This window comes from Aquimarina sp. MMG015 (assembly GCF_018100855.1).
GTDB lineage: Bacteria > Bacteroidota > Bacteroidia > Flavobacteriales > Flavobacteriaceae > Aquimarina > Aquimarina latercula.
The window spans coordinates 17614-37069 of the sequence record NZ_JAGJEB010000013.1; the positions used below are offsets into that span (position 1 = coordinate 17614).

The 19456-nt window shown below is 31.4% G+C and carries 24 protein-coding genes; 18 read left to right on the top strand and 6 right to left on the bottom strand.

Annotated features, from left to right (window positions below; genetic code table 11):
• Positions 1-19: 19 nt before the first annotated feature.
• A complete protein-coding gene (locus tag J8L88_RS19925; RefSeq protein ID WP_211061650.1) occupies positions 20-1693 on the bottom strand; it encodes a tetratricopeptide repeat protein in 1674 nt (557 codons plus the stop codon).
• Between the two features lie 183 nt (positions 1694-1876).
• Here J8L88_RS19925 and J8L88_RS19930 point away from each other — a divergent pair, with 183 nt between their 5' ends.
• The 13 genes from J8L88_RS19930 (at position 1877) to J8L88_RS19990 (ending at position 9216) form a co-directional block, all read left to right on the top strand.
• Positions 1877-2659, top strand: coding sequence for a hypothetical protein (locus tag J8L88_RS19930; protein ID WP_211061651.1), 783 nt, complete (start codon positions 1877-1879; stop codon positions 2657-2659).
• Positions 2656-3273, top strand: a complete 618-nt coding sequence (locus J8L88_RS19935; RefSeq protein ID WP_211061652.1) for a glycoside hydrolase family 19 protein — start codon at positions 2656-2658, stop codon at positions 3271-3273. Before J8L88_RS19930 ends, J8L88_RS19935 begins: the two co-directional genes overlap by 4 nt.
• A gap of 65 nt (positions 3274-3338) precedes the next feature.
• The gene (locus J8L88_RS19940; protein WP_211061653.1) at positions 3339-4280 is read left to right on the top strand and encodes a 2-hydroxyacid dehydrogenase; all 942 of its coding nucleotides are present in this window, start codon (positions 3339-3341) and stop codon (positions 4278-4280) included.
• Positions 4274-4894: a hypothetical protein gene (locus J8L88_RS19945; RefSeq protein WP_247666519.1), complete on the top strand. Its 621-nt coding sequence runs from the start codon at positions 4274-4276 to the stop codon at positions 4892-4894. Before J8L88_RS19940 ends, J8L88_RS19945 begins: the two co-directional genes overlap by 7 nt.
• A gap of 55 nt (positions 4895-4949) precedes the next feature.
• Positions 4950-5366, top strand: coding sequence for a response regulator transcription factor (locus J8L88_RS23805; protein ID WP_118388803.1), 417 nt, complete (start codon positions 4950-4952; stop codon positions 5364-5366).
• 100 nt (positions 5367-5466) lie between these two features.
• Positions 5467-5982 carry a DUF4199 domain-containing protein gene (locus J8L88_RS19955; RefSeq protein ID WP_118388801.1) on the top strand — a complete coding sequence of 172 codons (516 nt, stop codon included), beginning with the start codon at positions 5467-5469 and terminating at the stop codon, positions 5980-5982.
• 16 nt (positions 5983-5998) lie between these two features.
• Positions 5999-6454: a DUF1801 domain-containing protein gene (locus J8L88_RS19960; protein ID WP_118388799.1), complete on the top strand. Its 456-nt coding sequence runs from the start codon at positions 5999-6001 to the stop codon at positions 6452-6454.
• An 18-nt stretch (positions 6455-6472) separates the two neighbouring features.
• A complete protein-coding gene (locus J8L88_RS19965) occupies positions 6473-6856 on the top strand; it encodes a VOC family protein (RefSeq protein WP_211061654.1) in 384 nt (127 codons plus the stop codon).
• 145 nt (positions 6857-7001) lie between these two features.
• Entirely contained in the window at positions 7002-7358 is a 357-nt protein-coding gene (locus J8L88_RS19970; RefSeq protein WP_027393317.1) for a TM2 domain-containing protein, read from the top strand.
• Positions 7359-7441: 83 nt separating this feature from the next.
• On the top strand, positions 7442-7765 hold the full coding sequence (locus J8L88_RS19975) for a helix-turn-helix transcriptional regulator (protein ID WP_027393316.1): 324 nt from the start codon (positions 7442-7444) through the stop codon (positions 7763-7765).
• A 24-nt stretch (positions 7766-7789) separates the two neighbouring features.
• The gene (locus tag J8L88_RS19980; RefSeq protein WP_118388797.1) at positions 7790-8275 is read left to right on the top strand and encodes a DUF6428 family protein; all 486 of its coding nucleotides are present in this window, start codon (positions 7790-7792) and stop codon (positions 8273-8275) included.
• Complete coding sequence (locus tag J8L88_RS19985; RefSeq protein WP_211061655.1) at positions 8276-8773, top strand: GNAT family N-acetyltransferase; 498 nt, start codon at positions 8276-8278, stop codon at positions 8771-8773.
• Positions 8774-8793: 20 nt separating this feature from the next.
• Entirely contained in the window at positions 8794-9216 is a 423-nt protein-coding gene (locus J8L88_RS19990; protein ID WP_247666520.1) for an arsenate reductase ArsC, read from the top strand.
• A 12-nt stretch (positions 9217-9228) separates the two neighbouring features.
• Here J8L88_RS19990 and J8L88_RS23810 read toward each other — a convergent pair whose 3' ends face one another.
• From J8L88_RS23810 to J8L88_RS20010, 4 genes are all read right to left on the bottom strand, one after another.
• A complete protein-coding gene (locus J8L88_RS23810) occupies positions 9229-10440 on the bottom strand; it encodes a mechanosensitive ion channel family protein (RefSeq protein ID WP_051336138.1) in 1212 nt (403 codons plus the stop codon).
• Between the two features lie 113 nt (positions 10441-10553).
• Positions 10554-12362 (bottom strand): lysophospholipid acyltransferase family protein, encoded by a 1809-nt coding sequence (locus J8L88_RS20000; protein WP_118388791.1) that lies wholly within the window; start codon positions 12360-12362, stop codon positions 10554-10556.
• Positions 12363-12415: 53 nt separating this feature from the next.
• Positions 12416-13669: an aspartate kinase gene (locus J8L88_RS20005; RefSeq protein WP_118388789.1), complete on the bottom strand. Its 1254-nt coding sequence runs from the start codon at positions 13667-13669 to the stop codon at positions 12416-12418.
• A 45-nt stretch (positions 13670-13714) separates the two neighbouring features.
• The gene (locus tag J8L88_RS20010) at positions 13715-14194 is read right to left on the bottom strand and encodes a GNAT family N-acetyltransferase (protein ID WP_027393310.1); all 480 of its coding nucleotides are present in this window, start codon (positions 14192-14194) and stop codon (positions 13715-13717) included.
• A gap of 176 nt (positions 14195-14370) precedes the next feature.
• Here J8L88_RS20010 and fbp point away from each other — a divergent pair, with 176 nt between their 5' ends.
• From fbp to J8L88_RS20035, 5 genes are all read left to right on the top strand, one after another.
• Entirely contained in the window at positions 14371-15381 is a 1011-nt protein-coding gene (gene fbp, locus J8L88_RS20015) for a class 1 fructose-bisphosphatase (RefSeq protein ID WP_027393309.1), read from the top strand.
• A 307-nt stretch (positions 15382-15688) separates the two neighbouring features.
• The gene (locus J8L88_RS20020) at positions 15689-16039 is read left to right on the top strand and encodes a hypothetical protein (RefSeq protein WP_027393308.1); all 351 of its coding nucleotides are present in this window, start codon (positions 15689-15691) and stop codon (positions 16037-16039) included.
• 20 nt (positions 16040-16059) lie between these two features.
• A complete protein-coding gene (locus J8L88_RS20025) occupies positions 16060-16884 on the top strand; it encodes a hypothetical protein (protein WP_027393307.1) in 825 nt (274 codons plus the stop codon).
• Complete coding sequence (locus J8L88_RS20030) at positions 16871-17362, top strand: Rab family GTPase (RefSeq protein WP_118388783.1); 492 nt, start codon at positions 16871-16873, stop codon at positions 17360-17362. Before J8L88_RS20025 ends, J8L88_RS20030 begins: the two co-directional genes overlap by 14 nt.
• A gap of 4 nt (positions 17363-17366) precedes the next feature.
• Positions 17367-18905 carry an ATP-binding protein gene (locus J8L88_RS20035; protein ID WP_118388781.1) on the top strand — a complete coding sequence of 513 codons (1539 nt, stop codon included), beginning with the start codon at positions 17367-17369 and terminating at the stop codon, positions 18903-18905.
• 38 nt (positions 18906-18943) lie between these two features.
• Here J8L88_RS20035 and J8L88_RS20040 read toward each other — a convergent pair whose 3' ends face one another.
• On the bottom strand, positions 18944-19375 hold the full coding sequence (locus tag J8L88_RS20040; RefSeq protein WP_027393304.1) for a TerB family tellurite resistance protein: 432 nt from the start codon (positions 19373-19375) through the stop codon (positions 18944-18946).
• Positions 19376-19456 lie beyond the last annotated feature (81 nt).

The following is a 19456-nucleotide window of genomic DNA, read 5'->3' on the forward strand; positions in this document are numbered from 1 at the left end:
CATCTACCGTATTATATACTTAAAGTGACTGTATAAATTGTTCTAATTCTTCTTTGGGAGCCAAACCTATCTTTTTTCGGATCCTATACCGTATTGATTTTATAGCGTCTTGTGATGCTCCGCGAATAGTCATGATTTCTTTAATCGATAGATTTAATCGAAGTAAAGCACATACCTCTCTTTCCGTTTTGGTAAGTTCCGGGTATAGTTCACTAAGTTTAGCATTAAACCCCTGATTAACTTCGTTTATTTTTTGTTGTATCGTAGAAAGTTTCCCTTCTGTATTAATCTGTGATTTTAATTCTTTGGTTAATGAAGATAATGAAGCCTTTAACTCTTCGGGGGTTTTCTCCGCAATTTCTTTTTTAAGTTGATCCAGCATTTCTTCTTTAAAATTCAATCGCATTGTATTGTCTGCTACTAAACGCTTTATCTCCTGCTCTTTGATTATAACTTTTTGATCCAGTAATTCTTTTTGTACTTTTTCTTTATCCAGTTTTTCAGAGATAATTTGTGCTTTATTTCTATAATTACGACGCACAAGAAATCCAATAATAGTGGCTCCTAATACCGTCAAAAAGAAGAGCATCATATATAAAGACTTCTTGGATTTTTCCGCTTCCGCTAACAATGCTACTTCCCTTTTCTCTTGTGAAAAAGCCAAGCTATCTGCATATTTTTCTTTTTTGAACTTATGATTTAATTCTAGCGCTTGAATTTTTCTTGCATTTTCGACGTTAAAAACGGAATCAGAATATCTATTAAACTTCCTGTAATCAAAGTATGCTTCCTTATAATTCCCTTTAAGATGCTGTAAATAGCTTTTACGCAGGTAAGCCTTTGAGATGTGCTGTTTAAAACCTTCTTTTAACGAAACAGCTAGAGAAGAATCCGCATATTTAATTCCTATATCAAATTGTTTGCTTTTTTTGTAGATCGTAGACATAAGATAATAAGCTAAACACAAAGAATATCTTTTATCGTTTCTTTTTGCGTAAGAGATATTATCGATGATCAATTTTTTTGCATCATCATAGTAATTCTGGTCTATATACACCGAAACCATATTATTATTAACTCTCTGTACATCATCGGGACTATTAATAGATGTGAATAGTTCTTTTGCTTTACTATAATAAATCAAAGCAGAGTCAATTTTTTTAGTTTGACGATAGGAAACACCCATCATATTATATCCCGCTGCTATGCCATGAGTGTCTTTTAGAGGTTTCTTAATCTCTATAGACTTTTTATATAAGGTAATCGCCTTATCATGATTTTTTTCATATCTATATAACATTGCCATATTATGATATACATCAGAGACGTGCCAAGTATCATTCTCTAACTCATAAATCTCTTTGGCTTTCAAATAAAACTCCAAAGCTACAGGATAGTTTCCTTCTCTTCGGTTAATTACTCCTTTTACCACGTAACCCTTTGCTAATTGTTGTTTGTTTATGTAGGATGGATTTGAGTTAATCAATTGCATGGCTTCCTCAATCAACTGCTTTGCTAAAATAAAATCACGATCATATTGTAATTCTGCAAGAGATAACAATGCATTTACTTTTGCAGAATCTGAAGTAGCAAAGGACACCTCTTTCTGCAATCGGACTAAAGTAGTATCTAAGTCCTGACCAAAAGCACATAGAAATGTAAAGAAAAAAAAAGAGGCAAAGAGACGATTCATGATATACAAACATACTAATAAAGTTTTGAAAGTGACGGTCAAAATAGTAAACTAGTATATGCGCTCCATCTAATAACAAATGATAGTATAAAACCCAAAAACAGGTATAAATACTATGCTTTTTACCGATTATAATTTTATAATTTTAAAGTACTAAATAACTATCGATAAATTCTTAACACCATGGCAACTGCAACTAACATCAGTAAAGCTACCGATAAAACAGTAAAAACTATCTCTCCAAAACCTGAAATAGTTCCTGGAATTTCTAAAGAAATCATTCATAAGCTTAGTAATGAAATAAATAATATGCTCTCTTATGCTATTTTTAATGGTATAACTATAAATACAGAGGTGAATACGCTTATTCAAAATAGTACGGTAGATGATCTTATCAATTCTCATAACATATTATGCAAAAATATTTCACCTGCTACACCAAAATCTATTGAGTACACTAAAAAACTTAGAGAAGAAGAAAAAGGAAAGACATTGTTCAGCAAATTACCTTTGGTAAGAAACTTAATCATATTATCTATAATTTTTCTAATCGCATTTATCATTACTGGACTTTCTCCAGAAGTAAATAACGATTCATTGGACAAAGGTATTATGGATAACCAAGGTCTTTCATTACTCCTAAATTTAGGTTTTCTAACTGCTATATCAGGTTTAGGAGTACTTTTTTATTTACTAAAAAATGTAAGTACGGCAGTAAAAAATGGCACTTTGGTTCCAGAAGATACGATCTACTACGTCGCATTAATTATCTTGGGAGTTATTGCTGGGCTAATTTCTTCGGAGATTATTTCTTTTTATCAAAAAGATGCTCAGCAAATTAATCTATTCAACAAAGGACTAATGGCACTTATTGGTGGTTTTTCTTCTGATGCAATCTTTAGCATTCTACAAGGAATTATCGATAGAATCAAAACTATTTTCATCCCTTCAAATTCAATAACATGATCACAGAAGAAAATTTTAAAACACTAATCCCAGATGTAAACTGGCATTATGCTAACAAATATATTCCTTTATTTGATATTGTTTTACCAAAATACGAGATAGACACTCCTCTTCGAAAAGCATATTTTCTATCTCAGGTAACTCACGAAAGTGGTGGATTTAAATTTGTAACAGAAAACCTTAATTACTCTGCTAAGGCACTCTATGGAGTTTTCAGAAAATATTTTCCCTCCTTAGACACAGCAAGTGCATATGCTCGAAAACCAGAAAAAATCGCTAATAAAGTATATGCCAATAGGATGGGTAATGGACCTGAATCCAGTGGAGATGGATGGAAATATAAAGGAAGGGGATTAATTCAATTGACAGGAAAATCCAATTACAGTGAACTTTCTAAGAATACTGCTCAGGATTTTACATCCAATCCTAGTATTGTTTCTAATCCCAAGTGGGCATTAACTTCTGCCTGTTGGTACTGGCAAAAACGAAATATTAATAAGTACGCAGATGAAGATGATATTCATATGGTAACTAAGCTTATTAATGGAGGATATAATGGCTTACAAAATCGCCAGCATTTGTTAGAAGAGTTTAAAAAACTATATAAGATATAATTATATGTTCATTAAAATTATTTTACCTTTTATTAGTTATTTTTGAAATACTAATAATATCGTTCATGAAAATACTGCATATAGATGCTAATCATCCTCTCTTAATAAATCAATTAAATGATTTAGGGTTTGAAAACAAAGAAAATTATACGTCTACAAAGCCTGAAATCGAATCAATAATAAAAGAATATGATGGAATCATAATCAGATCCCGTATTAAAATTGATAAAGAATTTTTAAATAAAGCTACAAACCTAAAGTTTATTGGTCGGGTTGGTGCAGGCCTAGAAAGTATTGACACTGATTATGCAGAAAAAAAAGGCATTAAACTCTTTTCTGCTCCCGAAGGAAATCGTAATGCTGTAGGAGAACACGCTTTAGGAATGATTTTATCACTATTCAATAAATTAAACACAGCAGATCGTCAGGTAAAGAATGGTCATTGGAACCGTGAAGCAAATCGTGGTATCGAACTAGATTTAAAAACTATTGGTATCATTGGATATGGTAATATGGGAAGAGCTTTTGCGCGTAAATTGAGAGGTTTCGATGTAGAAGTAATTTGCTACGATATCAAAGAAGATGTTGAAAATAGCGATGCTACTCAAGTTAGCCTAGAAGAACTTTTTGAAAAAACAGATGTTTTAAGTTTGCATACACCTTGGACTCCTTTAACCAACAAAATGATAGACGCTAAGTTTATCGATAAATTCAAAAAACCATTTTGGCTCATCAATACTGCTAGAGGAAAAAGTATAGTTACCAAAGACTTGGTAGATGGTTTACAATCAGGGAAAATTTTAGGAGCGGGATTAGACGTACTCGAATACGAAAAATCTTCTTTTGAACAATTATTTTCTTCAGAAGCTGAAATGCCCGAACCACTAAAAGACTTAATAAAAATGGACAATGTAATTCTTAGTCCTCACATTGCTGGTTGGACTATTGAATCTAAAGAAAAGCTTGCTCAAACAATTGTAGATAAAATCAAAGCTGAATTTTGCTAGAAGAAATATTCATACAACTGATTACCAAATATTCTGAAAATCAAAAAATTTCCAGTTCTCTATGGGATTATGTAATCAAAAATCACAGTAAAAAAAGTCGATATTACCATAATCTATCGCATCTAGAAAATTTGTATCAAAATTTACTTTCGGTACAAGAAGAAATTGTAGACTGGGATATTGTGTTATTTTCATTGTTCTATCATGATTGCATTTACAACGTTTTAAAACAAGATAATGAAGAACGAAGTGCACAAAAAGCTGAAGAAGTATTATCCTCATTATTTATTAGTTCAGAAAGAGTTGAGCTTTGTAAAGAAATAATTTTAGCAACCAAAGGCCATCAAATTTCTAAAAACAACGATGTTAATTATTTTACGGATGCTGATCTTTCAATTCTAGGAAGTAGTTGGGCCGATTATGAAATGTACTTTAAACAAGTTAGAAAAGAATATAAATACTACCCAGATTTTATGTACAATAAAGGAAGAATCAAAGTACTAGAACACTTCATTGAAATGCCTAAAATTTATAAAACAGGGCATTTTTATAATACACTAGAAAAACAAGCTAAACAAAATCTTCAAAAAGAGATTGACTTGTTTTCTAAATAATTTATTTAGCACAGCAATAATAAGTGATTACATCTTGTTTTAGTAAATTTATAATGTGAAGAAAACCATATTCATCTTCGGAGCACTAGTTTTAGCACTACTTATACTTTTTCAGTTAAGTAAATACAGTCTTGTATCTGGCAACACCTCTATAGAATTTATTATTGCAGGAATAGCCATCGTTTTTTTTGTTATTGGAATCATAATTAATAAAAAAGTACTTCACAGAGAAAAAAGTAATTCAAAAGAAATAGATCACGAAAAAATCAAAACATTAGGTTTAAGCAAACGGGAATATGAGGTGTTATGCGAAATAGCTTCAGGTTTGTCTAATAAAGAAATAGCAAAAAAACTTTTTGTGTCAGAAAGTACCATCAAAACACATGTGTCAAACATCTTAGTCAAGTTAAATGCTAAACGCCGTACACAGGCTATACAAATCGCCAAAGAGCTTCAAATTATCCAATTTTAAAGGCTTTTAGCACAAAAGTGCTATACAATTCATACTTTAGTATGAGTGATTTTTTGATTATCAAAACTACTTTTGACTTAAATCATAAATTATAATAGACATGAAAAATACAGTTGTACGTTATGGAATATATGGTTCGATAACCATATGCATACTATTTACTTTAGCATTGACTCTTGGAAAAAACTTATCCTATTCTCTACAAGAAGTAATTGGATATGCCAGTATGGTAGTATCCCTTATTTTCGTATACTTTGGCATAAAGCATTACAGAGATACAGAAAATAATGGTGCAGTATCTTTCGGAAAAGCATTGATAATTGGATTATTGATTTCTTTATTTGCCGCAATCGCATTTGGATTATTAGATGTAATTTATATAAAGTATATCAACCCCGATTTTTCTGCAGAATATTATGGTCACATTATAGAAGAAATGCGTACTACTCTTTCTGAAGAAGAATTTAAAATAAAGCTTTCAGAATTAGAGACCCAAAAAGAATTATTCTCAAGTCCTTTAATGAACTTTTTATTGATGTCTGCCACTGTTCTAATCATTGGTTTTATTATCTCGCTGATTTCGGGACTTATACTACAAAGAAAGCCATCTCAATAATTAAAACATAAACAGTATGCAATACAAAGCAAACACACCAGATGAATATATTGAAGCCATACCTGAAGAACGCAAAGAGGTAATGCAAAATCTAAGAAAGGTGATTTTGGATAATCTGCCAGAAGGATTCTCTGAAGTAATGAATTATGGGTTAATAGGATATGTGATCCCTCACGAAACATATCCCAACGGATATCATTGCGATCCAAAATTACCGTTACCATTTATGAATATTGCATCTCAGAAAAACTTTATTGCCTTATATCATATGGGGATTTATGCGGATAAAGAATTAATGGATTGGTTTGTAGGAGAATATCCAAAATATGTAAAAACAAAATTAGACATGGGAAAAAGTTGTATTCGTTTTAAGAAAATTGATCAAATTCCTCTGCAATTGATAGGCGAGCTAGCTACAAAGATGACTCCAGAAAAATGGATTGAAATATACGAGACGAATATCAAAAAATAAGTAATAAAGATTTTATATATGAAACGAGTAACAGGGCTAGGAGGTTTTTTTTTCAAAACAAAAGATCCAAAAACAACAAAAGAATGGTACGGCAAACATTTAGGGTTACATGTAGATGATTATGGATGTACTTTTTGGTGGAAAGACAAAGATGGCAATGATTGTTCTACGCAATGGAGCCCTTTTAAAGAAGACACCAACTATTTTTCTCCTAGCAAAAAAGAATTCATGATGAATTTTAGAGTAGAAAACCTAGTAGAACTCTTAAAAGTTCTAAAAGAAGAAGGGGTAAAAATAGTTGGTGAAATAGAAGAATATGAATATGGTAAATTTGGGTGGATTGTAGATCCCGAAGGCAATAAAATTGAGCTTTGGGAACCTATAGATAAAGCATTTTTATAAGCTTACAATCTAATTACAGCTTTAAAAAAGGTTTTAACAGATCATATTTGAAGATTTTCATTGTGTTACCTTTTTTATAATGATTCTATATAATCATATTTTTTTGTAACTTTCTACACACTAATCAATTGTATATAACAAAATTATGAGTGAAGAAAACAACAATTTGGGAGACGATCTGAAAAAAGGAGCTGAAGAAGCGCTTGATGCAGCAAAAGAAACAGCTAGTGAGTTTGCCGAAGGGGCCAAAGAAACATTTAACGAAGTAACAGGTGATAACAAAAAAGTTCTTGCAGGTATCTTAGGAATACTTTTTGGATCATTAGGGATTCATAAATTTGTTTTAGGGTACAATAAAGAAGGTATTATCCAATTAATTATATCAGTAGTTACCTGTGGTGCAGGTGGTATTGTAGGATTAATTGAGGGGATTATTTACTTGACCAAATCTGATGAAGAATTCTATCAAACCTATCAAGTAGGTAAAAAACCTTGGTTCTAAAAAAAACAAAAAAGCCAGAAAATATTATTCTGGCTTTTTTATTTCATTTTAATATCGTAATATTGCGATATTAAAATAACATTATGGGTATTACCAAAACTCAAATATTCGATCAACAACAAAATGAACTAGCTCAAACTTTTAAAATACTTGGGCATCCTGCGCGTATCGCCATACTTCAATATATAAGTAAACAAGATGCTTGTATATGTAATGATTTGGTAGAAGAAATAGGTTTAGCACAAGCTACTATATCACAACATCTCAAGGAATTAAAAAGTATTGGCCTCCTAAAAGGAGAAGTCGAAGGAAAAAGTATGTGTTATTGTATCAATATTGACAAATGGAATGAATTACAACAAAATCTCAATTCATTTTTTAATACCACGAAACAGAACTGTTGTTAAACAAAAAAATAAATTATTTATATTATGAATACATCAGAATTTATTTCATTATTAGGAGAACATCAAGACAAACCTTTACTGTTTGAATATGCGCCTGGAATGCTGGTAGGTGCTAATTATCATATTACAGAAGTAAAACATGTAACCATAGACTCTGTTGATTGTGGAGCAGGAACAGATTCTTGGAAAGAAACAATCATTCAGTTATGGGAAAGTCCAAATGAATTAGGGAAACGAGATTATTTAAGTTCTTATAAGGCATTAGGTATTCTTAGAAAGGTAGGAACAATGACAGCCTATGAAATGGATGCTCCGGTAAAGATAGAATACGGAAATGCTATGTTTCACACCGCACATTTACATATCACAGGATTTAATGTAAATGATGGACAATTAATCGTAAAGCTTGCGGTAAACCCTACCGATTGTAAAGCAAAAGAGCTTTGTGGCGTTCCAGAAACTGCTTCTATTGAAGCTAATTCTTGCGCTCCAGGAAGTGGATGTTGCTAGATGAAATCCAAAATAGAAATACTAACTTTTAGTGAAGAAGATTGGCAAGATATTGCTAAAATCTACAAAGAAGGAATAGATACTGGTATGGCAACTTTCGAAACCAAGATCCCAAAATGGGAACAATGGAATCAAGTTCATATTAGATCCTGCAGATTAAAAGCTGTTCTAAATAATGAAATTATTGGTTGGGCAGCTTTAGCTCCTGTCTCTACAAGAGATGTTTATAGAGGCGTTGCAGAAATTAGTATTTACATAACATCAAATCGTAGGAATTTGGGGGTCGGCAAGTTACTTTTGACTAAATTAATTGAAGAAAGCGAAAAAAAAGGATTTTGGACCCTACAAGCAGGAATATTTAGTAATAACAAAGCTAGCATTCATCTACACACATCCCTAGGATTTAGAGTCATTGGATATAGAGAAAAAATAGGCAAGTTGTCTAACATATGGTATGACAATACCATTTTAGAACGTAGAAGTAAAACAATAATGTAACCACAAAAAACACCACAATAATGAACATTTTAGTATTATGCACAGGAAATTCCTGTAGAAGTCAAATGGCAGAAGGCTATTTAAAACATTTTGCAAACGATAGTGCAACGGTTTATAGTGCCGGAGTAGAAACTCATGGTGTAAACCCTAGAGCTATCGCCATTATGAAAGAAGATGGAATTGATATCTCTAATCATACATCTAACAACCTAGAAGAATATTTAGATCTAAAATTCGATTATATTCTCACAGTTTGTGATAATGCAAAAGAAAGGTGCCCTTTTTTTCCAGGAAAAGCAGAACGCTTGCATTACAACTTTTTTGATCCTTCAAAAGTAGAAGGAACTGAAGAAGAAATTCATGCAGCTTTTACCAAAACAAGAAATCAAATTAAAGAATATTGCCACGATTTTGTAAATAAAAGCGTTTTACAAACTACATAGATTTTAATCAAATTACTTGTCAATCTTAAACCCTGGTTTAGCATAGTTTTCAGGAATGTTCGAAGGCGGAACTGCCAGATTGTTTCCATCTCTTACGGCATGATAGTGTGGGGATAGAATTTCTATTCCCGATTGATGTAATTCATTTTTAATATTCTCATGTAGTATCGAATAAATAGCAGCTGACTTTTCTGGATTTTTGGTGTAAACATTTAATTCATAATTTACGTAAAAATCATCCAAACTTTTAATCAAAACAAAGGGTACGGGTTCGCTTAAAACCTGATCCGTATTCTTTGCTCCTTTTTTTAATGCCTCTATAACGTCATTACTAGACACATCATATCCAATGGTAACCGAAGTATGCAGAATAACACCTACATCTTCTGAAGCGTTCTTAGTAAAATTGATAATATGATTTCCTAAAATTGAAGAGTTAGGAATTGTCACATCCAAGTTTTTTATTGTACGGATTCGTGTTACTAAAAGACTTCTTTCTGTAACATCTCCAATAGTATTTCCTATCTCAACCCTATCACCTACTTTAAAAGGTCGCATATAGGTTATCACAACACCTGCTACAATATTAGATATCGCAGAGGTAGATCCCAAAGAAAATAAAATACCAAAGAAAATTGATAAGCCTTTAAAAGCAGGAGAATCAGAACCTGGTATGTATGGAAAGACAATTATGAGTGCAAAAGCAATTATAAAAACACGCAATAAGTTAAAAGTCGGTCTTGCCCAATCTGCATGAAAACCATCTAGACGCACTGCTTCTTTTTCTAATTCTGCTGTTACATATTTTAAAAACCTTATTAGATATTTAGTCACAAAAAAGATAACAATAATAAAAAATAAGTTGGGTATAAAACCCACTAACCCTTCATATAAAAACACTAAAGGTTTCTTTATATACCCTAAAACAACATCAGCATACTCCTTCGTTTGTGGAACCAGACTAAATAGAAAAGGAAGATAGAATATGAAAAAAATAAAGATTACAGTTATCTTTAAAAGCCTTATAATGAACGTAAGAATATGTCTTTCTCTTCTAGGAGTTATAAATCTAAAGAACTGAGAGAATTTAGTTCTTCCAAAAAAAATATTGTTTTCTAGTTTACTTATTTTGCTTTGTAACCACTTAAAAAGTCTTTTATTAAGAAAAAGAAATAATATAACGCCTAATAACGCAATAGCAAAGTAAATATATTGTACAACCACTTCAAGATATTTTAATCTTCAAATTAGTGAAATATATCAGTATTCTAAAAGAATAGAGTAAGAAAAAATGGGAATTTTACGATTAACTACACAAAAAAACTACCAATTACCGATTATTTGTCGGCGTTTTTAAAATACTTCTGTTCTAATTCCGCCTGAAACTCTTCCATTACCGGTTTAACCGTGCTATCAGGCAAGTCTGCTATTCTTATATACATCAATCCATCAACGGCATTATTAAATAATGGATCAACATTAAACGCTACAACCTTAGCGTTTTGTTTAATGTATTTTTTTATCAAAACCGGTATACGAAGACTTCCAGGTTCAATTTCATCAATAATTTTATCAAATTTATTAAGATCACTTCTACTCTCATCAAACACAAAATCCTTATCCGCATCCTTAAGTTTAACCTTAAATTCTTTTTTAGGTCTAACATATTGTGCCACATAAGGATCGTAATAATGAGATTTCATAAACTCGATCATCAATGATTTAGAAAAATTACTAAACTTATTACTTATACTTACACCACCGATTAAATATTTATGATCTGGAAAACGAAGTGTACAGTGCACAATCCCTTTCCAAAGTAAAAATAACGGCATCGGACGTTGTTGATATTCTTTTATGATAAATGCTCTACCCATTTCAATAGATTCACTCATCATTTTATGTAATTCTGGTTCGAACCTAAATAGATCTTGTAAATAAAATCCATCAATTCCAAAATTCGAATAAATTTCATTCCCCATCCCCATTCTATACGCTCCAGCTAGTTTTTTAGCCTTCGTATCCCATAAAAACATATGATGATAGTAATCATCAAAAGGATCTAAATCGATAGATTGATTTGTTCCTTCTCCAATCTCTCTAAATGTGATTTCGCGTAATCGACCAATTTCGTGCACAACATTCGGAATACACTCTTTTTTAGCAAGAAAAACTTCATAATTTTTACTCGCTAATAAACGCATATCATTATCACGACAAAATGTAAGTTCCGACTCTATAGAATTAATACTTCCTTCTACCGCGATTTCTTTCGGAGACTTTGGTATTTTTAAATTCTGAGGAATAGATTCCATCAATGTTTTCTTCTCATATGGATTAGCTAACATATAAGTTTTTTTACGCAAAAAATTTGTAAAATCTTCTATGTTACCATATTCTTCTTGATCTTTTACTGAAACAGGGTTACCTATCCTTACTTTAATGACTTTATTTTCTTGAGAAAAAAGTTCGCTTGGTAATTTAGCTGTTCTTAGCGTATCATTAATAGACGCCAATTGATAAAAAAGCCTACTATTTCTTGCATGAAAATATACCGGAATTACAGGTACCTTAGCTTTCTTAACTAATCTCATTGCTCCTGGCTCCCAAGGTTTATCCACATAATGCTTACCCTCCTTCATTGTAGACACTTCTCCTGCAGGAAATATTCCCAATGGTTTCCCTTCCTTAAGATGCGAAATTGCTCCTCTAATTCCTACAAGACTAGATTTTACTTCCTTTCTATTTTCGAAAGGATTAACAGGCATAATATATCGTTTCAAAGGAGTGAAATTATGCAAAAGAAAATTAGCTATTATCTTGTAATCCGAGCGGTGTTCAAACATTAACTTAAGCAACAATATCCCGTCAAGCCCGCCCAGTGGATGATTAGATAGTGTAATAAAAGCTCCTTGTTTAGGCAATCTTTTTAGATCTTCAGGTGGAATCTCAAAAGTAACACCATACATATCTAATACACTCTTTACAAACTCCTCACCCTCTAAGTGACTAATACTATCGTATTGACGATTTATTTTTGATAACCGTGTGATTTTAAGAATCATCCAGCCAACAAAAGTGCCAATAAAACCAAGTTTATCCAATTTAAGCCCTTTGGCTACTTCTTTAGAGGTGACTACCGCCATTAAATACATTTTGTGCTAACTACAAATATAGCAAAATCATTGAATAGGGCATCTTATTGTTTTGCAACCATTTGATACGTTTCTTTTGTGCTTTGTTTAAGCAATATATCCTTATTTTCTTCTAAAAAAAGAATTGCTTCCTTGTTGAAATGTCTAATGGTAAATAAAGACACGTTCTTTTGGTACGTGACACTAAATTTTGCTTTTAAGTGTATTAATAATTCATCAAAATTATTGAATTTATCATCTAAACAAACAGAAAAACTAATTGCGGAGTTCTGTATAAGATCTACTTTTAGGTGAAACTTATGAAAAAGTGCAAAAACTTCACTTACGTTCTCCTCTACAATAAATGAAAAATCTAAAGAAGAAAGGGATAAAAGTATTTGATCCTTTTTTATGATATAACAAGGCAAATATGGAACCAATCTTTGTCCTTTTTTAACCGAAGTTCCTTCATTTTCGGGGTTGAAAAATGATTTCACATATAATGGGATCTCTTTTCTTTGCAATGGCTGCAAGGTTTTAGGATGAATTACTGAAGCTCCGTAAAATGCTAATTCTATAGCTTCTTCATAAGAGATTTGCGATAATAATTTAGTGTTTTCAAAAACTCTTGGATCTCCATTTAGTACGCCGGGTACATCCTTCCATATTGTTACACTTATGGCGTTTGTACAATACGCAAAAATTCCTGCTGTATAATCACTTCCTTCTCTACCAAGTGTCGTTGTAAAATTATTAGAATCAGAAGCTATAAAACCTTGTGTTATTGTCAGACCTTTTTTATTTACTGTAGCATCAATACTTTTTTGAGTGATTTCCCAATCTACAATAGCGTCGCGATAAACATCATTTGTCTTTATAACATCTCTGGCATCTAATAATTCATTTTTGTATCCATTTTCTGACAAATACTCACTAATAATTGTAGTAGATATTAATTCTCCATAACAAACCGTTTGATCATATACATAATCGTATTGATTGGATTTATTTCTATTAAGCATAGTTTCCATATCCAAAATAAGGGAATCTATCTTATCAAAGATTGGATGATGTTTATTTACAAAAAGATCTGTAAGTACTTCGTGATGATATTTTTTTATAAAGTCTATGGCATCTTTAAATTGGTCACTCTTGTTAAGATAATGTTCTACAACTGTTTCTAGAGCGTTGGTTATTTTCCCCATAGCAGATACTATAATTACAATATCAGAATGCCCAACTGTTTGTAATACACGAACTACGTTTTTTACCGCTTTTGCATCTTTTACAGATGCGCCTCCAAATTTAAAAACCCTCATCAGTTACAATAATTTCGTTCATAAACGAATGTATTCATCTCCATATTACATCTTTGAAACAAATGCATTTAATCCAGATTCATCCATCTGCACAACCTGCCAACCTTCTAAAATTTTAGCACCACTCTTTAGATAAAAATTAACTGCGGGCTTATTCCAGTCCAGAACATTCCACTCTACTCTTTTAACTCCTTTCTCAATTCCGTACTGCATAACTCTTTTATATAATCCCATTCCAATACCAGAACCTCTCATAGACTCTCTAACAATTAAGTCTTCTAGATGCACAGTTCTTCCTTTCCACGTAGAAAACCTAAAATACACCAGTGCTAAACCTACTAACTCATTATTAATTTCTGCCACAAAACAATGAAACAATGGCTTTTCTCCAAAACCTTCATTAATCAGATCTTCTACCGTCACTTCTACGGCATCAGGTTCTTTTTCAAAAAGAGCTAATTCTTCAATTAATGTAAGTACTTGAGGCATATCCTCTGCTACAGCATCTCTTATTATATAGTCCATAAGTCAAAAGTTTATCAAAACTATAAAATATGTATTAGAAACCAGACAATTTTGTAATCTTATACTGATCTAATTTTGGTTTTACTAATTCTTAAAAAAGTTTCACAAATTACGGTTACGAAAACGTTTTAGTTATTTAAAAAATAATATTTTTGCAGAAATTCAACATAACCAAAATGGCTAGAAAAAACCAAACCTTAGGAGAATTTATTATCGAAAACCAAAAAGACTTTCCGTATGCTAGCGGAGAACTTTCTCGATTGATCAATTCAATTCGATTAGCTGCAAAGATGGTGAACCATGAAGTTAACAAAGCAGGTTTGGTTGATATCACTGGAGCTATAGGTGAAACTAATATACAAGGAGAAGATCAACAAAAACTTGATGTACTAGCAAATGAGACCTTTATCAACACACTAACAAATCGAGAAATTGTTTGTGGTATTGCTTCCGAAGAAAATGATGACTTCATTACAATTAAAGGACAAAAAAGTGATCATAGAAACAATTATGTGGTACTTATGGATCCATTAGATGGTAGCTCTAACATAGATGTGAATGTTTCTGTAGGAACAATTTTTTCGATTTATAGACGAGTTACCCCGACAGGAACACCTGTTACCATGGAAGATTTCTTACAACCTGGTAATCTACAAGTTGCTGCTGGATATATTATTTATGGAACATCTACTATGTTGGTATATACTACTGGTCACGGTGTTAATGGATTTACATTAAACCCAGCTTTGGGTACATATTACCTATCACACCCAAACATGACTTTTCCAGAAGATGGAAACATCTACTCTGTAAACGAAGGAAACTATATTCATTTTCCACAAGGTATAAAGGACTACATTAAGTACTGTCAAGAAGAAAAACAAGATCGCCCATATACATCAAGGTACATAGGTTCGTTGGTTAGTGATATACATCGTAATATGATAAAAGGCGGAATTTATATGTATCCAAGCACTTCTAAATCTCCAAACGGAAAACTTCGTTTACTTTACGAATGTAACCCAATGGCCTTTATTGCAGAACAAGCAGGTGGATCAGCAAGTGATGGATTTAAAAGGATTTTAGAGATAAAACCGACAGAATTACACGAACGCACTCCATTTATATGCGGTAGTAAAAATATGGTTTCAAAAGTAGAATCATTTATGAAAAGTTCCGAATCATAAATACATCAGTTTTACTTATGATATAATTTATTTAACTATCAAGCGAGTAGTTAGATAATGGTGTATTTATAAAAAAAGGCTTATGAATACATTGATTGCAATTAATTTTCACTAATCTTGCAATCAAACGATAAAAATAAAAGAGTTTCTCCCTCCAACCAACTATTAAAACTCTATAAATTAAACGTATTACATTTGTTGTAAAAGCAAGTAACTTTAACATTATTGTTCTGTGAACTCTTATTTTTAATGTTTTTTATGTTAAATTTACCTGAAGCTCATAGAACAACAATATAAATTACCAAAAATGGCCAAAGAAAATAAAGCTGCGCAAGAACAGGTAGTAAATGATCCTTCTTCAAAAATAGAAGCAATAAAGAATCTAATATTTGGAGAAAACATTGCTGCTTATAATTCTGAATTTGACTCAGTTAAAAAAGATATTTCTTCTAAGAAAAAGGAGCTTGAAGATTTTATTGAAGATACTCGAAAAGAATTAAATCAGGCAATTGACAATCTTAGCACTGATATAAATATTAGAATCACTGAATTAGAAGACAATCTCGCTGATAAAATAGATACACTAGATGATAAAAAGGTTGATAGAAAAACATTAGGTGATCTTTTAATCGCTATGGGAGAAAAAATTAATAAGTAGTAATCTGTTTATCCAACAATATGGAAGAACAGGATAAATTAAAAATTCTCAAAGAACTACTTCTTACAGAAGAGAAGGAGTATGCGGAATCCATTGCCAAAAAAGTTGATGAATTAAGTAAAATTGTTCATCAAAAGCAGCAATTATCGTATAAGGTAGATCCTATTATAGATGATAAATTAAAACAATTTGTTGAGGATATACCGAAAACTTTAGGACCCACAATTACAGAAACTTTAAAGGAAGAGATTAAAAACTCTCAGGACGCCGTGGTAGAAGCATTATTTCCGATAATCGGTAAAATGATTAAGAAATATATTGCTCATGAGATGAAACTGTTAAGTGAAAACATTAATCGAAAAACTAGGCAAGCATTCTCATTCAAAAACTTATTTAGAAGAACTAAGGCAAGGGCGCAAGGAATTAGTGATGGCGATCTGGCTATTACAGATTATGCAAAACCTAGATTAATACAGATGTTTGTTATTGAAAAAGATTCTGGTTTACTAATAACAGATTACAGCCCGTTGTCAGATAATACTGTTGATAAAGATATGGTTGCAGGTATGTTAACTGCTATCAAAAGTTTTGTAGAAGATGCTTTTCGGGGAGGAAACCAAAATCTGGAAACTATAGAATACGAATTATACACTATACACGTGCAAAATTTTTATTCTTATTATATTGCCGCTGTAATTTCTGGCGCATATAATATGATGTTTAAAGAAGTATTAGAAGATCAAATTATTAACTTTGCACAGCATCACATTTCTAAAAGAGACTTAGAAAACAGTGAACTTTTTACTAAAAAATTAAAAAAACATTTTGAAGATGAAATTGTCTAAAAAAGTAGTGCTTTTAGGACACTTTGGTGTAGGAAAAACGTCTTTATTCAGACGTTTTATTGATAACGAATTTTCTGAAGATTATAAAGTTACCTTAGGTGTTCAAATTAAAAAGAAAGTAATCGAAATGCCAGATGGTCGAGAACTTTCTATGATCATTTGGGATACCGAAGGGCATACAGACATAGAAGACACCAGAAAGTCATACCTTCTAGGGTCCAACGCCTTTATTTATGTATTTGATCTTACTCGTATCGACACCTATAAAGATCTCAACCAAGATTTAGAATATCTTTCTAAAAATCATCCTAAGGTAAAAGTAAAGGTTATTGGCAATAAATTAGATCTGGTTAATGAAAAAGATGTAACAAAAAAATTCGAAGAACTAAATATAACTGTTGATTGTTTGACCAGTGCAAAAACCAATAAAAACGTACAAGATTTCTTTACAGATCTTGCTAAGGAAATAACTGCATAGTACCATGACATATCAAGAAGAAAAGTTACTATTTAATCAAAAAACGCAGTGTACGATTGTTCAACACGATGGAACGATTAAAGAAACCGACGGCAATATTTTCACATGGAAAATAGGAACATCTATCTATGATGCACATCCGTTTTTCGAGATTATAGAAGGTTTTATTGCGGTTTTTGAAAAAGAAGAAACTACCTATAATTTCCCTTGTATTCACTTAGAAGAAGGGAAACTTGATAAAATATGTGATATCACAATTAAAATAAATTCTGAAGAAGTTGTTATTCTCTTGTTTGATTACTCTACCAAGTACTACGAACTAAATAAAATAGCACAACAAAAAAATGAGTCTATTTTAAGGGCAAAAGAGTTAGAGCTTAAAAATCAGTATTTACTTGATAAAGAACAGTTCAAAAATAGTTTTATAGCCAACATTAATCATGAAATTAGAACACCTTTGACAGGTATTTTAGGTTTTATCGAGGTATTAGAAAAAACAAATTTAAATTTTGAACAAGAAGAATTAGCTCGAATTATTAAGAGACAAAGCATACACCTCAATGCTCTTATAGAGGATATGGTAGATATTTCTAAAATAGAATCTGGAAAAATAAAAATTATAGACGAAAGGTTTCTATTTATTAACCTATTAGAAGGTTTCGAAGAAACATACGCCAAACTTGCCGAAGAAAAAGGCATCGAGTTCGAAACTTATATTGATCCAAATATTCAGGAATATCTTATTGGAGACAGAACCAGAGTATTTCAAATTTTAAATAACATTCTTAACAATGCTTTCAAGTTTACCGAAGAAGGCAAAGTAACTCTATCAGTTACTAAAAACTATCAACGTACCAATAAAATAAGTATTGGTTTCAAGATTGAAGACACTGGTTTAGGAATTCAAGAAGAAAATCTTAAAAACATTTTTAACAGATTTACGCGTTTTAATGGGGATAAACAAATTTCAGGCACAGGATTAGGATTAGCTATAGTAAAAGACTTGGTAGATCTCCTAAATGGAGAGATCAAAGTTACTAGTGAACCAGATAAAGGGACAACCTTTGATATTAAGTTACCCTTCAAGTTTGATGTTACAAAATCTATCCCAACGAAGAAAAAGAAAAAATACAGCCTTCCAGAAACTAAAAAGAAATTTAGAATATTAGTGGTCGAAGATGAAGAAGCTACTCAATTCTTATTAATGAAAATATTAATTAGTCACGGAAGTTTCTTTGTAGATGTTGCTATTAACGGTCAGGAGGCAATTAATTATCTAGAAAGAAGAAACTATGATCTTGTTTTAATGGATTTAAAACTATCAAAAGTAGATGGTTATAAGGCAACCCATATGATCAGAAATAATTATGGAGACAAAATGATATCCGAAGTTCCAATCATAGGTTTTACTGCAAAAGCAACTGAAGCTGAAAGAGACAAATGCTTACGTTCTGGAATGGATGATTTCATAGCGAAACCTTTTGAACAAGAAGATTTAATCTATAAAATAGTAAAACAAATAGCTAAAAAAGCCGCTTCATAGAAACGGCTTTTTTTATAATATTGATTATCAAAATTTGATTATCGATTCATATTTTTAATTTCATCTGCAAATGTATCTCCATCCACATTTTGATCAACTAAAAAAAGTGCTTTATCAACTACATATTTAGCATTGTCTGATCTAAAACCTAATCCGATACATAACTTCTCTAATAACACAACCTGATCATCTCCTTTTATATTATCAGCATATACCATTCTTGCTAAATCAAACAATCTTTCTAATCTAGCGTCATAACTTGTAGGAGGATTAATAGGACGAGAAGCATAATCTTTTAATATTTCTTTATAATCATTTTCAGAGATACTGAGATTTCTAGCTAATCGATCTAAGAAAGCGCTCTCTTCATCAGTTATCACTCCATCACTCATTGCTACTCTAACAATTGCAGCAAAATGATCTTGATTTCTCTTCTGAAATCCACTATCAAATAAATCAGATATTGACATCATGTATTTTTATTTATTTTCCGCAAATATAACCAAACTATACTCCTTTTAAAATTTAATAAGCGAGATTTTTTTATCGAT

What these genes read in the sequence shown, in the direction of transcription:
- J8L88_RS19925 (WP_211061650.1), bottom strand. Translation starts at nt 1,693, where the DNA reads ATGAATCGTCTCTTTGCCTCTTTTTTTTTCTTTACATTTCTATGTGCT.
- J8L88_RS19930 (WP_211061651.1), top strand. Translation starts at nt 1,877, where the DNA reads ATGGCAACTGCAACTAACATCAGTAAAGCTACCGATAAAACAGTAAAA.
- J8L88_RS19935 (WP_211061652.1), top strand. Translation starts at nt 2,656, where the DNA reads ATGATCACAGAAGAAAATTTTAAAACACTAATCCCAGATGTAAACTGG.
- J8L88_RS19940 (WP_211061653.1), top strand. Translation starts at nt 3,339, where the DNA reads ATGAAAATACTGCATATAGATGCTAATCATCCTCTCTTAATAAATCAA.
- J8L88_RS19955 (WP_118388801.1), top strand. Translation starts at nt 5,467, where the DNA reads ATGAAAAATACAGTTGTACGTTATGGAATATATGGTTCGATAACCATA.
- J8L88_RS19960 (WP_118388799.1), top strand. Translation starts at nt 5,999, where the DNA reads ATGCAATACAAAGCAAACACACCAGATGAATATATTGAAGCCATACCT.
- J8L88_RS19965 (WP_211061654.1), top strand. Translation starts at nt 6,473, where the DNA reads ATGAAACGAGTAACAGGGCTAGGAGGTTTTTTTTTCAAAACAAAAGAT.
- J8L88_RS19970 (WP_027393317.1), top strand. Translation starts at nt 7,002, where the DNA reads ATGAGTGAAGAAAACAACAATTTGGGAGACGATCTGAAAAAAGGAGCT.
- J8L88_RS19975 (WP_027393316.1), top strand. Translation starts at nt 7,442, where the DNA reads ATGGGTATTACCAAAACTCAAATATTCGATCAACAACAAAATGAACTA.
- J8L88_RS19980 (WP_118388797.1), top strand. Translation starts at nt 7,790, where the DNA reads ATGAATACATCAGAATTTATTTCATTATTAGGAGAACATCAAGACAAA.
- J8L88_RS19985 (WP_211061655.1), top strand. Translation starts at nt 8,276, where the DNA reads ATGAAATCCAAAATAGAAATACTAACTTTTAGTGAAGAAGATTGGCAA.
- J8L88_RS19990 (WP_247666520.1), top strand. Translation starts at nt 8,794, where the DNA reads ATGAACATTTTAGTATTATGCACAGGAAATTCCTGTAGAAGTCAAATG.
- J8L88_RS20000 (WP_118388791.1), bottom strand. Translation starts at nt 12,362, where the DNA reads ATGGCGGTAGTCACCTCTAAAGAAGTAGCCAAAGGGCTTAAATTGGAT.
- J8L88_RS20005 (WP_118388789.1), bottom strand. Translation starts at nt 13,669, where the DNA reads ATGAGGGTTTTTAAATTTGGAGGCGCATCTGTAAAAGATGCAAAAGCG.
- J8L88_RS20010 (WP_027393310.1), bottom strand. Translation starts at nt 14,194, where the DNA reads ATGGACTATATAATAAGAGATGCTGTAGCAGAGGATATGCCTCAAGTA.
- fbp (WP_027393309.1), top strand. Translation starts at nt 14,371, where the DNA reads ATGGCTAGAAAAAACCAAACCTTAGGAGAATTTATTATCGAAAACCAA.
- J8L88_RS20020 (WP_027393308.1), top strand. Translation starts at nt 15,689, where the DNA reads ATGGCCAAAGAAAATAAAGCTGCGCAAGAACAGGTAGTAAATGATCCT.
- J8L88_RS20025 (WP_027393307.1), top strand. Translation starts at nt 16,060, where the DNA reads ATGGAAGAACAGGATAAATTAAAAATTCTCAAAGAACTACTTCTTACA.
- J8L88_RS20030 (WP_118388783.1), top strand. Translation starts at nt 16,871, where the DNA reads ATGAAATTGTCTAAAAAAGTAGTGCTTTTAGGACACTTTGGTGTAGGA.
- J8L88_RS20035 (WP_118388781.1), top strand. Translation starts at nt 17,367, where the DNA reads ATGACATATCAAGAAGAAAAGTTACTATTTAATCAAAAAACGCAGTGT.
- J8L88_RS20040 (WP_027393304.1), bottom strand. Translation starts at nt 19,375, where the DNA reads ATGTCAATATCTGATTTATTTGATAGTGGATTTCAGAAGAGAAATCAA.